Origin of the sequence: Crossiella sp. CA-258035, from assembly GCF_030064675.1 — a bacterium.
Taxonomy (GTDB): Bacteria; Actinomycetota; Actinomycetes; order Mycobacteriales; family Pseudonocardiaceae; genus Crossiella.
In genome coordinates this window covers 7,437,281-7,449,669 of the sequence record NZ_CP116413.1, presented here as the reverse complement: position 1 = coordinate 7,449,669, position 12,389 = coordinate 7,437,281, and the positions used below count along the sequence as shown (strand labels likewise).

The 12,389-nt window shown below is 72.8% G+C and carries 11 protein-coding genes and 1 riboswitch; of the genes, 3 read left to right on the top strand and 8 right to left on the bottom strand.

The window, feature by feature from the left end; genetic code table 11:
- Positions 1-144: 144 nt before the first annotated feature.
- Positions 145-828: a FadR/GntR family transcriptional regulator gene (locus tag N8J89_RS33455; RefSeq protein ID WP_252480695.1), complete on the bottom strand. Its 684-nt coding sequence runs from the start codon at positions 826-828 to the stop codon at positions 145-147.
- A gap of 54 nt (positions 829-882) precedes the next feature.
- Between N8J89_RS33455 and N8J89_RS33450 the strand changes: the two genes are divergently transcribed.
- Positions 883-2,241: a CynX/NimT family MFS transporter gene (locus tag N8J89_RS33450; protein WP_502868512.1), complete on the top strand. Its 1,359-nt coding sequence runs from the start codon at positions 883-885 to the stop codon at positions 2,239-2,241.
- Positions 2,242-2,259: 18 nt separating this feature from the next.
- Here N8J89_RS33450 and N8J89_RS33445 read toward each other — a convergent pair whose 3' ends face one another.
- The 3 genes from N8J89_RS33445 to N8J89_RS33435 are packed head-to-tail and all read right to left on the bottom strand — an operon-like array spanning position 2,260 to position 5,333.
- Complete coding sequence (locus N8J89_RS33445) at positions 2,260-3,624, bottom strand: mycothione reductase (RefSeq protein ID WP_283660969.1); 1,365 nt, start codon at positions 3,622-3,624, stop codon at positions 2,260-2,262.
- Between the two features lies 1 nt (position 3,625).
- Complete coding sequence (locus N8J89_RS33440) at positions 3,626-4,783, bottom strand: VanZ family protein (protein ID WP_283660968.1); 1,158 nt, start codon at positions 4,781-4,783, stop codon at positions 3,626-3,628.
- Between the two features lie 4 nt (positions 4,784-4,787).
- Positions 4,788-5,333, bottom strand: a complete 546-nt coding sequence (locus tag N8J89_RS33435) for a YbhB/YbcL family Raf kinase inhibitor-like protein (protein WP_283660967.1) — start codon at positions 5,331-5,333, stop codon at positions 4,788-4,790.
- A gap of 93 nt (positions 5,334-5,426) precedes the next feature.
- Positions 5,427-5,514: riboswitch (ZMP/ZTP riboswitch) on the top strand.
- Positions 5,515-5,548: 34 nt separating this feature from the next.
- On the opposite strand from N8J89_RS33435, the gene glyA reads away from it, so the two are divergent.
- On the top strand, positions 5,549-6,820 hold the full coding sequence (glyA, locus tag N8J89_RS33430; RefSeq protein ID WP_283660966.1) for a serine hydroxymethyltransferase: 1,272 nt from the start codon (positions 5,549-5,551) through the stop codon (positions 6,818-6,820).
- A 71-nt stretch (positions 6,821-6,891) separates the two neighbouring features.
- Here the strand turns inward: glyA and N8J89_RS33425 are convergent, their stop codons facing one another.
- Together N8J89_RS33425 and N8J89_RS33420 are read right to left on the bottom strand one after the other, a co-directional pair.
- Positions 6,892-7,095: a PspC domain-containing protein gene (locus tag N8J89_RS33425; RefSeq protein WP_252480701.1), complete on the bottom strand. Its 204-nt coding sequence runs from the start codon at positions 7,093-7,095 to the stop codon at positions 6,892-6,894.
- 145 nt (positions 7,096-7,240) lie between these two features.
- Positions 7,241-8,188: an alpha/beta hydrolase gene (locus N8J89_RS33420; RefSeq protein ID WP_283660965.1), complete on the bottom strand. Its 948-nt coding sequence runs from the start codon at positions 8,186-8,188 to the stop codon at positions 7,241-7,243.
- Positions 8,189-8,311: 123 nt separating this feature from the next.
- Between N8J89_RS33420 and N8J89_RS33415 the strand changes: the two genes are divergently transcribed.
- Positions 8,312-11,221 (top strand): AAA family ATPase, encoded by a 2,910-nt coding sequence (locus tag N8J89_RS33415; protein WP_283660964.1) that lies wholly within the window; start codon positions 8,312-8,314, stop codon positions 11,219-11,221.
- Here N8J89_RS33415 and N8J89_RS33410 read toward each other — a convergent pair.
- Together N8J89_RS33410 and N8J89_RS33405 are read right to left on the bottom strand one after the other, a co-directional pair.
- Complete coding sequence (locus N8J89_RS33410; protein WP_283660963.1) at positions 11,218-11,607, bottom strand: hypothetical protein; 390 nt, start codon at positions 11,605-11,607, stop codon at positions 11,218-11,220. The genes N8J89_RS33415 and N8J89_RS33410 overlap by 4 nt on opposite strands.
- Before the next feature lie 208 nt (positions 11,608-11,815).
- Positions 11,816-12,130 (bottom strand): hypothetical protein, encoded by a 315-nt coding sequence (locus N8J89_RS33405; RefSeq protein WP_283660962.1) that lies wholly within the window; start codon positions 12,128-12,130, stop codon positions 11,816-11,818.
- Between the last annotated feature and the right edge of the window lie 259 nt (positions 12,131-12,389).

Sequence of the window (12,389 nt, the reverse complement as noted above, 5' to 3'; positions counted from 1 at the left end):
GTGGGTCCCCGGTGGCCCGCGACCGCCGCACCGGCCTCCCGCGCCGCACGGCCTGCCTCAGTTGTCAGCCGTCGAGGAGAACCGCCCTCGGCCGAGGACAGGCCCGCCGGTGGTTCCCGGTCAGCCGGCGGGCCGCCGTGGTGCCTAGTGCTCGGCGGAACCGAGGGTGGAGAGCAGTTCCTCGATGAAGCCGCCTGCTTCCCGGGCCGCGCGCTCGGGGTCCTGGTCCCGGACCGCCGCCAGCAGGTCCTGGTGCGAGATGTGCCGGTCGCCGTCCACCTCGGAGTCCACCGTGGTCGCGACACTGGCCTTCACCGCCTCGGTGAACCCGCGGTACAGCTCGGTGAGCACCGGGTTCTGCGAGCACTCGACGAGCATCAGGTGGAAGGCGGTGTCGGTGACCACCATCCGCTCCCACTCCCCGGCGGCCAGCGCCGCGTCCCGCTCGGCCAGGGTCTCGGTCAGCCGCCGCAGCTCCTCCTCGCTGCGGCGGACCGCGGCCAGCCGCGCGCCCTCGACCTCCAGCGCGTGCCGCACCTCCAGCACGTCGCGCAGCTCGGCATCGCACAGCCTGCGCACCGCGCCGGAAAGCTCACTGGTCGCGCGCACGAACGTGCCGTCACCCTGTCGCACCTCCAGCAACCCGGCGTGCGCCAGCGCCCGGACCGCCTCCCGGACCGTGTTCCTGCCCACGCCCAGCGCCGTCACAAGCTCGGGCTCAGCGGGAATCCGCCGCCCGATCGGCCATTCGCCGCTGGTCACCAGCGTGCGCATCTGGTCGATCACCTGCTCGACGAGGCCGGTGCGTCGGGTAGTGGCCAACGGCACAGTCTCATCCTTTCATCCGGACATCCCATGTTTGCCTATAGTACTCGCGTGACCGTGACGCCGACCCTCCCTGACGACATCCGGTCAGCAGCTCAGCCTGCCACTTCCGGCCGCTCCCGTGCAGGTGCGGTCGTCGGCGGCAGTTCGCTGTTGATCGTCGGTATCGTGCTTGCCGCGCTCAACCTCCGTCCCGCCGTGACCAGCCTCGCTGCCGTGCTGGCGGAGGTCCGTGATTCTCTGGGCGTCTCGGCAGTCTGGGTCAGCGCGGTAACGGCCGTGCCTACAGTGTGTTTCGGTTTCGCCGGTCTCGTGGCGCCGATGCTCTCGCGCCGCTTCGGCCCGCTGCGGGTCGTCGGCTTCGCACTGGGCCTGCTCGGCCTGGGACTCGCCCTCCGAGTCCTGGACGGACCTGCGGTTCTGCTGGGCGGCACGCTCGCGGCCTGCTCCTCGATCGCGGTGGCCAACGTGCTGATCCCGGTGGTCGTGAAGGAGTCCTTCCCCGGACGGCTCGGTTTTGTCATGGGCGTCTACAGCGCCGCGCTCTCCGCCGGCGGCGCCGCCGCGGCCGCCTTCACCGCGCCGCTGGAGCGCTGGGTCGGCGGCTGGCGGGTCGCGGTCGGGCTGTGGGCGGTGCTCGCGGTGACCGCCCTGGTCGTCTGGGCGGTGGCCCGCCGCCGCGCCCAGCCCCTGGAGGAGGCGGCCCTGGCGCACGACGCGCTCGACCAGGCCGCCATCCCCGCCGAGACCGCCGCCGCCCCCGCGACTCCCGCCACCGCCGCGATCCAGGCCACCACCCCCGACCCGGCCGCCGCGTCCACCACCGCGGCCGCCGGGCGCTCCCGCAGCCTGTACCGCAACCCGCTGGCCTGGGCCGTCACCGGCTTCTTCGGCATCCAGTCGCTGGTCGCCTACACCTGGATGGGCTGGCTGCCGGAGATCCTGCGCGACGTCGCGGGCGTCGACCCGACCACCGCCGGCGTCATGCTCGGCGCGCTGATGGTCATCGGCGTGCCCGCCGCGCTGATCATCCCGCCGCTGGTCACCCGCCGCCGCGCGCAGTCCGGCTGGGCGGTGGCGATGACCGCGACCTCGCTGCTCGGCGTGCTGGGCCTGCTGTTCGCGCCCACGCTGTCCCCGGTGCTGTGGGTGGTGCTGCTCGGCGTCGGCATGGGCGGGCTGTTCCCGCTCGCGCTGACCTTCATCACACTGCGCTCACGCACCGTGGCCGACACCGCCGAGCTCTCCGCGATGGCGCAGAGCCTGGGCTACCTGATCGCCGCGGTCGGCCCGTTCGGCGTCGGCATGCTGCACGGCTGGACCGGCGGCTGGACCGCCTCGCTGCTGCTGGTCCTCACCGCGATGACCCTCCAACTGCTCGTCGGCTACCTGGCGGGCCGCCCCCGCCACGTCTGAGCGGCCCACCAGCCCGGCTCAGATCTTGAGCAGCGCGTTCTCCAGCAGCTCCGGCATGGCCGGGTGGATCCAGTACTGCCCGCGCGCCATGGTCCGCGCGTCCAGCCCGAAGTGCATGGCCTGGATCAGCGGCTGGATCAGCGTGGCCGCCTGCGGCCCGATGATGTGCGCGCCGAGCAGCAGCCCGGAGGCCGGGTCGGCGATCAGCTTGCAGAAGCTGGTGGTGTCCTCCATCGCCCAGCCGTAGGCGATGCCGCCGTACTCCTGGGTGACCGCCACGTGGTTGAGCCCGGCCGCCTTGGCCTGCTCCTCGGTCAGCCCGACCGAGGCGACCTGCGGGGTGGAGAACACCGCGTGCGGCACGAACCGGTGGTCGGTGGTCCTGGGCGAGTCCGGGTGCAGCAGGTTGTGCTGGACCACCTTCGCCTCGTGGTTGGCCACGTGCTTGAGCTGGTACGGCGAGCTGACATCGCCCAGGGCGAAGATGCCCGCCACCTCGGTGCGCTGGTGCTCGTCGACCACGATCCGCCCGTCGGCATGCGTGCCGACCCCGGTCTTCTCCACCTCCAGCAGGCGCGCGTTCGGGATCCGCCCGGCCGCCACCAGCAGCTCCTCGGCCTCCACCACCTCGGCGCCCTCCGGGCCTTCCAGGTGCAGCCGGACCACGCCGTCCACCCGCTCCGCGCGCAGCGCCTTGCGGTTGAGCCGCAGGTCCCAGCGCTGACCGGCCAGCTCGGTGAACCGGGCGGAGATGTCCGCGTCCTCGGCCCGCAGCAGCGAGCCCGACCGGTTGACCACGGTCACCTGAACGCCGAAGGAGCTGAACACGTGCGCGAACTCGGTGGCCACGAACCCGCCGCCGAGGATCACCATCCGCGCGGGCAGCTTCTCCAGCCGCATCACGGTCTCGTTGGTGTGGAAGCCGGCCTCGTCGATGCCGGCCACCGCCGGGATCACCGGACGGCTGCCCGCCGCGATCACGAACCGGTCCGCGGTGATGGTCACCCCGGTGCCGGTGTCCAGCTGCTTCGGCCCGGTGAACCTCGCCTCGCCGGTGTAGACGGTGACGTTCGGGCACTCCTGCGCGCGGTAGCGGAACCCGCCCTCGGCGATCGGGTCGATCCGGCCGAACACCCGGTCCCGGATCTCCGGCCAGTTCACCCCGTGCAGCTCCAGGTCCACGCCCAGCTTGGCCGCGGGCTTCGGGCTGCCGGCGAGCTCGGCGGGATGCACGAACATCTTGGTCGGGATGCAGCCGACGTTGAGGCAGGTGCCGCCGAAGACACCCTTCTCCACGATCGCGATGTTCCAGTCGTCGAACCGCTCGTCGATGATCGAGTTGCCCGAGCCGCTGCCGATGATGACCAGGTCGTAGTGAGGCACGCTATCCATCCTGCCTGTCGCTCGTGGTCCGCCGGCCATCGGCGGGGTCGCGCTCCGCCGCGGGCATCCGGGCGTCGATGACCTGCAACCCGGCCAGCCGCCCGGAGATTCCCCGCTGATCCCGCCCGAAAACCGCCGAAACAGCGTGCGCCAGCAGCAAGCCGAGCGCCAGCCACAGCGCGATGTCCGCACCGGGCACCTCGGTCGGCGCCGCGGCGAACCCGAGCAGCCCGGCCACCCCGCCGAGCCCGATCAGCCAGCGCACCAGCAGCGCCACCGGCCCCGGCGGCCGGGTGCCCGGCCGCTGGTCCGCACCGTCCCCGGCCGCCACCGGCCGCAGCCGCACGATCACCTGCCCCGGACTCGCGCCCCGCGCCACCATTGTCAGCAGCAGCAGGATCCCGGCGGGCAGCCACCACTGCGCCCACGCGGGCACCCACGGCCCCGCGACCCCGCCCAGCCCGACCACCAGCGCGAACACGTTCCCGGCCCACCACACCAGCAGCAGGTCGCACACCATCGCCAGCAGCCGCCGCCACCGGGTCACCGGCCGCGGCAGCCCGGCGTCGGCCACCGTCCGCTGACCGGGCACCAGCCGCAGCAGCGGCGCGAACAGCACGCCCAGCGCCGCGCCGGTGGTGTTGGAGATCAGGTCGTCCACGTCGAAGATCCGGAACGCGCACGGGTAGACCCACCAGATCCCGGTCAGCTGGGTCAGCTCGATCAGCAGCGACACCCCAGCGCCGATGAACGCGCTGGCCAGGAAACCGCGCCGGAACAGGTGCCGGACGAACATGCCCAGCGGCACGAACAGCGCCACGTTGAGCGCGAAGGAACGGAAGCTGCCGTCCGCGGCCACCCTGGGCAGGTCCCGCCAGCCGTGCACCGAGGGCCACTCGGTGAGCACGTGCAGCGGCTGCCACTGCGCCCGCACGCCGAACTGCTGGCAGAAGTCCGGTCCCACCGGCGGCAGCGGGATCATCACATAGGCGAGCAGCGCCAGCAGGTAGAGCAGGAAGGCGAAGGCCACCGCCACATCGCCGGCCCCCAGGTCGCCGCGCTTGCGGTAGCGCACGGCGACGTAGGGCACGAACAGCACCAGGGCCAGTACGACCGCGGCGATGCCCGCGACCCAGGCCGGTAAGACCCGGACTCCCATCCGGTCAGTGCGCGAAGACCGGGCTGAGCACGGCCCGCGCCAGGGTGTGGAAGACCAGGTTGAAGCTGACCACCGCCGGGGTGGCCGAGGCGTCCACGCCCAGGGTCTCCACATCCAGCGCGTGCACCGCGAACAGGTAGCGGTGCGGGTGGTCCCCGGCGGGCGGCGCGGCCCCGCCGTAGCCCGCCGAACCGAAGTCGGTGCGCACGTGGAAGGCGCCGGCGGGCAGCCCGGAGCCGTCCGCGCGGCCGGCGTCGGCGGCCAGCTCGGTGACCGTGGCCGGCACGTCCACCACCACCCAGTGCCAGAAGCCCGACGGGGTCGGCGCGTCCGGGTCGAAGCAGGTCACCGCGAAGCTCTTAGTCTCGGCGGGGAAGCCGCTCCAGCTCAGCTGCGGGGAGCGGTTCTCGCCGGAAAGACCCATCCCGTTGAACACCTGCGCGTTCGTCAGCTGCTCGCCGTCGGCCACGTCGGCGGAGGTGACGGTGAAGGAGCCGACCGGGGGCAGCAGGCTGTAGGGATCGGGGGCGACGGGACGTTCGAGGCTCATCGGCACTCCAAGCAATGGGGTCTCGCGGGTCATGGGCACCGCGGCTGCGGATCACCCTATCCACCCCTCTCCTACCCCGTCGCGCGGTAGGATCACCCCTGTCGCGACTGGCGTGTTCGGGTGGAACCAACCATCGGGGAGCGGCACGGATCGGTGCGCGCCGTACGCCTGGGCGCAGCCGGAACCCGTTGCCGTGCCGCGAGGAGGACTCGTCCATGCACCAGCCCGCCCTGCCTCACCTCACCCATGCCGACCCGGTGCTCGCCGAACTCGTGCAGGCCGAAGCAGGCCGCCAGTTCGAGAAACTGCGCATGATCGCCTCGGAGAACTACGTCTCCGAAGCGGTGCTGGAAGCCACCGGCACCGTGCTGACCAACAAGTACTCCGAGGGCTACGCCGGCCGCCGCTACTACGAGGGCCAGCAGCTCGTCGACCCGATCGAGACCATGGCCGTGGACCGGGCCAAGGCGCTCTTCGGCGTGGACCACGCCAACGTGCAGCCCTACTCCGGTTCCCCGGCCAACCTGGCCGTCTACCTGGCCTTCGCCGAGCCGGGCGACACCGTGATGGGCATGGCGCTGCCCTCCGGCGGCCACCTCACGCACGGCTGGAGCGTCTCGGCCACCGGCAAGTGGTTCCGCGCCGTGCAGTACGGCGTGCGCAAGGAGACCGGCACCGTGGACATGGACCAGGTGCGCGACCTGGCCCGCGCCGAACGGCCGAAGCTGATCTTCTGCGGCGGCACCGCGATCCCGCGCACCATCGACTTCCCGGCCTTCGCCGAGATCGCCAACGAGGTGGGCGCCATCCTGGTCGCCGACATCGCGCACATCGCCGGCCTGATCGCCGGTGGCGCGCACCCCAGCCCGGCCGGGCACGCCCAGGTGATCAGCACCACCACGCACAAGACCCTGCGCGGCCCGCGCGGCGCGATGCTGATGTCCGACGCCGAACACGCCAAGGCCCTGGACAAGGCGGTCTTCCCCGGCCTGCAGGGCGGCCCGCACAACCACACCACCGCCGCCATCGCGGTCGCCCTCGGCGAGGCATCCGGCCCGGCCTTCCGCGAGTACGCGCACGCCGTGGTGGCCAACGCCAAGGCGCTGGCCGAGGCACTGCTCGCGCGCGGCTTCGAACTGGTCTCCGGCGGCACTGACAACCACCTGATCCTGGCCGACCTGACCAGCAAGGGCATCGGCGGCAAGCCCGCGGCCAAGGCGCTGGACCGGGCGGGCGTGGAGCTGAACTACAACACGGTGCCGTTCGACCCGCGCAAGCCGTTCGACCCCTCCGGCATCCGGCTGGGCACCGCGGGCATCACCACCCGTGGCCTGGGCGTGGAGCAGATGCCGCAGGTCGCGGAGTGGATGGACCGCGCGGTGACCGCGGCGGGTGAGAACGACGAGGCGGCCATCGAGCGCATCGCGGCCGAGGTCGCCGAGCTGATGGCCGGCTACCCGATGCCGGGCTGGGCCCCGCAGGTCTGAGCTGACAAATGACGAACCCCCCGCCGGTGGCACGGCGGGGGGTTCGTCAGCTCAGTTCAGCTCAGCGCGGTTCAGTACTTCTCCGGCGAGCGCATGAACAGCGCCAGCAGCAGGTAGAGCAGGAACTGCGGCCCAGGAAGCACGCACGAGACCACGAACAGCAACCGCACCGTGCCGGGCTTCCAGCCGAAGTACTCGGCAAGGCCACCGGCCACGCCGAAGAACACACTGTTGCGCGACCGGGCCAGCCGTCGCGACCTGATCGGGGCGGACATCGTGAGTACCTCCTGGGGTCGGGCCGCTCGCTGCGGCCGCTTCCCCATTCACATTCCCCGTTTCCCGCCCCGCGCACCTCGGGGTAGACCCCGATATTTTCACTCCGGGTGACGGCCGACACTGGGGGCGGCCACCGCGCGGCCGCTACAGCGCCGTGCGCGAGGTCAGCCAGTTCCCCGCCTCGGCCAGCGCCCGCTCCCGCACCGCCGGCGCGGACAGGAACACGTCGTGCAGCGCCCCCGGCACCGGCGTCACGGTCACCTCCCGGCCCAGCCGCGGCGCCCACCTGGCGATCTGCTCGACGTCGAGCACGGTGTCCGCGTTGCCGGCCGCCTGCTCCCAGACCTTGCGGTGCAGCAGGCTCTTGTCCGAGCACAGCACCAGCACCGGCGCGCCCACGTCCAGCCCGGCATGCACCTTCGCATGGCCCCGGCGCACCGCGCGCAGCCAGCCCATCCGCACCGGGAAGTGCTCGACCGGCTTCCAGGCCAGGTTGTAGTCCCACTCGCCGTGGTGGGCGCGCAGCAGGCTGTGCGCGTAGGTCGGCGCCAGCGTCGGCTTGACCACCAGCTTCGGCAGCCACCGGCCGAGGAGCCGGACGATCGCGGTGCCGATGGTCCGGTTGAACCAGGGCTCGGCCAGGTCCAGCCACGGGCTGTTCAGCACCATCGCGTCCAGCGGCAGCTGCCCGCGCCGGGCGTCGGCCCACAGCGGGGTGATCAGCCCGCCGGTGGAGTGCGCCATCACCACCAGCCGCTCGTGCCCGTCCTGCCGGATCAGCTCGGCGGCGGCGTCCAGCTCCTCGAAGTGCTCGGCCAGGTCGGTGACGTAGTTGGGCAGCTGGGCCGGCAACAGCGACCGGCCATAGGCGCGCAGGTCCAGCGCGTAGAAGTCATAACCGAGCGCACTGAAGAACTCGGCGACGTGGGTCTGGAAGAAGTAGTCGCAGAAACCGTGCACGTAGAGCAAAGCGCCCTTACCGGGAGACTTCGCCGGGTAGCGCACCAGCGTGGCCACCGAGTCCACATTCCGGACTGCGGCCAGCTCGATCGTCCGCGCGCTATAGGCCTCACCCAGGAAGTCCGCTGTCACAGGGACAGTCTGTACCACAAATTCCAATGTGGACTGGCCCGCCGTCCCAGCGGTTCCTAGGCTTCCACCATTCAGCACTCGCACCGCCGCGAAGCCCCGGAAGTGGCCTTCGAGGAGCAGCCGATGACGCGCCAGCGACCATGGACGCCCGAGCGCGACCGCCTCCTCGTCGGGCGTCGCGCCGAGCTGGCCAGCCTGCGCGCCCTGCTGGCCGACGCCGCCGGCGGCCTGCCCCGCGCGGTCCTGGTCACCGGCGCCGCGGGCATGGGCAAGACCACCCTGCTGCGCGCGCTCACCGAGCAGGCCGAACGGGACGGGCTGCTGGTGCTCAGCGCGCAGGCCGCGCCGGTGGAGCGCGACTTCGCCTTCGGCGTGGCCCGGCAGCTGCTGGAACCGGTGCTGCTCACCGCGCCCGCGCAGTGCCGGGAGCGGCTGCTGGCCGGACCGGCAGTGCTGGCCGAACGGGTGCTCGGCTGGGAGGGCCTGCACGGCGACCGGCCCGCGCTGGACACCTATGCCGCCCTGCACGGCCTGTTCCGCTTCACCGCCAACCTGGCCGCGACCGCGCCGCTGGTCATCGCGGTGGACGACGTCGAGGCCGCCGACCCGCCCTCGCTGCGCTGGCTGGCCTACCTGCGCCGCCGCCTGCACGGCCTGCCGGTGCTGCTGGCCGTCACCCGCGGCGCCGGCCGGGAGGTCGCCGACCCGGCCGCGCTGGACGACCTGGTCACCGCGGGCCAGCCGCTCGCGCTCACCGGCCTGGCCGCCGCGGACTGCGCCGACCTGCTCACCGCCGTCTTCGGCGAGCCGGTCGAGCCCGAGTTCGCCGCCGCCTGCGCCACGGCCACCGGCGGCAACCCGTACCTGCTCGGCGAGCTGGCCCGCGCCGCGCGGGCCGCCGGGGTGCCGCCCACCGCGGCGCACGCGGCCGAGGTGCCCGAGTTCGGTGAGCGGCAGATCGCCCAGCTGCTGCTGCCGCGCCTGCACGCCCAGCCACCCGAGGTGACCCGCCTGGCCAGGGCGCTCGCCGTGCTCGGCGCGGCCGAGCTGGACCTGGCCGCCGCGGCCGCCGGCCTCGACCCGGCCGAGGCCGCCGAAGCCGCCCGCGAGCTGACCGGACTCGGCGTGCTCGCCGACGGCAAACCGCTGACCTTCGCCCAGGGCCTGGTCGCGGGCGCGCTCGCCGCCGAGGTCAGCGCGGCCGAGCAGGAGACCGCGCACGCCCGCGCCGCCCGGCACCTGCACGCCACCGCCGCCCCGGCCGAACAGGTCGCCGCGCACCTGACCGCCACCGGCCCCGGCGCGGTCACCGGCGACTGGATCACCGACACCCTCATCCGCGCGGCCCGCGGCGCGGCCGCCAACGGCGCCCCGGAGCTGGCCGTGCGCTGCCTGCGCCGCGCCCTCGCCGAACCCCAGCCCGCCGGCGACCTGGCCGAGCTCCGCCTGGAGCTCGCGCTCACCGAGCTGCACGTCGACCCGGAACCCGCCGCGGCCCGCCTGGCCGAGCTGACCGGCGAGGACACCGACCCGGTGCTCGCCGCCAGGGCCGCGCACGCGCTGGCCCAGGAGCTCGGCGAGGCCGACCGGCACGCCGAGGGCATCGCCCTGCTGGCGCGGGCCGCCGCCAGGGTCGAGCCACACGATGCCGGCCTGGCCAGGCAGCTGCGGCTGTCCGTGCTGTGCCTGCACGTCGACGACTGCCACGTCCAGCCCGACCTGCCGCACCGCCTGGCCGGACTGCGCGGCGCGGCCGGCTCGATGCGGGCCAGCCGGTTCGCCGACACCCTGCTCGCCTTCCAGGCCGCGGTCGGCGGATCCAGCGCGGCCGAGGCCGAGCCACTGGTGCTGCGCGCCTGGGCCCAGCGCGGCGGCACCCCGGTCGCCGGTCAGGGCGCCGAGCTGGCCGAACGCTGGGAGTTCGCCTACCTGGTCGCCGGGCTGTTCGTGCTGGAACGCCTCGACCTGGCCGAGGCGCACTGCACCGAGCTGCTCACCGCGGCCCGCCGCCTCGGCTACTCGCTGCGCGCCGCCGCCGCGCTCGGCCTGCGCGCCCAGGTCCGCTGCCGCCGCGGCGCGCTGGCCGAGGCCGAGGCGGACGCCCGCGCCGCGCTGGCCGTGCTGGACCAGCTGCGCACCGGCACCCGCAGCGCCACCCTGTTCGTGGTGGCCACCCTGGTGGAGATCCTGCTCGAACGCGGCCAGGCCCCAGCCGCCGCGGACCTGCTGCACAACCGCGGCCTGGCCGACGAGCTGCCAGCGGGCTGGCGCTACAACTACCTGCTGCTGGTCCGCGGCCTGCTGCGCGCCTCCCTCGGCGACCTCAGCGGCGGCCTGGCCGACCTCGAACAGGTCGGAAAGCGCTTCCTGGACCGGGGTGTCACCGACCGCGCGCTGCTGCTGTGGCGCTCCTGCGCGGTCCCGCTCTACCTGGTCACCGGCCGGCGCGCCGACGCCGAACGGCTCGCCGCCGAGGAGCTCGCGCTGGCCCGCCGCTGGGGCGGGCCCGGCCCGCTGGGCGTCGCGCTGCGCACCGCCGCGCTGACCGCGCCGGAGGCCGAGCGGACCGCCCTGCTCACCGAGTCGGTGCGGCACCTGGAGAACTCCCCGGCCCGCCCGCAGCTGGCCCGCTCACTGGCCGAGTTGGCGCTGCACCTGGGCGCCCAGGGCAAGGCCACCCAGTCCGGCGCACTGCTGCGGCGCGCGCTGCGGCTGGCCGAGGACTGCGGCGCGGACGTGCTCGCCGACTCCATCCGCCGCCAGGCCGCCGGCCTCGGTGAGCTGCGCCGTGGTGAGGTGGTGGACGGCGCCGAGCTGACCCCGCACGAGCTGCGGATCGCCGAGCAGGTGGTGCGCGGCCGGACCAACCGGGAGATCGCGGAGGGCTTCCTGGTCACCTCGCGGGCGGTGGAGCAGCACCTGACCAGGATGTACCGGAAGCTGGGAATCGCCCGCCGCTCGCAACTGGCCGCCGCCCTGCTGAGCAGGAGCGGCGGCCAGTCGTGGGTACGGCGTGCGCCAGGCGGCGACTAGCCGATCGAGATCAGTCCGGCGACTCCGTGAATCTCGATGATGCCGAGGATGTTGACACTGAGCCCGAGGTCGATGTCGACCTCCAGCCCGACGTGGATCGAGTCCAGGTCGACCAGGACGCCCCCCTTGAGGATCGGGCAGCCCGGCCCGACCCTGAGCGTGATGATCTCGCCGGTGTCCAGCCTGACCTTGATGGCGCCCTCGAGAACGGCGACCACCTCGGCGTCCTCGTAGTCGTAGTCATCGTGGTCGGACGCGGCGGCGACCGTGCTGGTCGTTGCCTGGGCAGGGGTCGCTGCCATGGCTGGTGCGGCGATGAGGAACAATCCCGCTGACATCGCGGTGGCGGCAACGGTGGCGACGGTTCGTCTGGTGAAGGATCGCATGGTCCTGGCTCCCTCGTTCCCTAGCGTGAGCCCAAATCGGGCTCAACTCCCAGTGAACATTCCGCACTAGGGAGATGGCAGGGTGGCTGGGCCATTCTCATCTCATTCGTCATTACCGACAGGTATTCGAACGGCCGAGAGTGACCGAGGTCCATCAAATCGGTTGACCAGGGTCACTCTCGCCGGTGGTTCGATTGCGATATTTGGGTCAGAGCACGATCACCAGGTTCGCCAGCAGCGAGCCCGCGACGCTGATGCCGCGGACGTTGACCTTGCCGCCGACGGCCAGCGAGCCCTCGATCTTGGTGTCCTTGCCCAGGTGCACGTCCACGGTGGCGCCGGAGGCCAGCTTCAGCGTGAGCTTCTTGGTGGTCACCGACAGCACGGTGGCGCTGGAGAAGTGGAAGCCCGCCGACTGCTCGGCGGCGGTGGCCGCCGGGGCGGCGGAGGCGATGCCGCCGGTCAGCAGCAGGCCGGCGGAGAGGGCGAGCGCGGAGGTGCCCGCCGCCAGGAACTTGGTCACGTTGCGCATTGTTCACTCCCATTTGTTCGGAGATTTCGTCATTGCCCTGCCGGGTCGCGGTCCGGCAGGAGAATCAGAACAGTGCGCGGTAATCGCGGACAAGGCTTGCGACCGAAGCCGCAGAAAAGCCGAATCGCACTTCGGAGTAGGCGTAGTCCTCGCCTTCGCGGAATTTCATCAGTACTTCGGCCATCCGCGCCCGGCTGCGCCGTCCAGGCCCGGAGGCTGGGCCGCCTGGACTATTCGGACTACCGAAGTG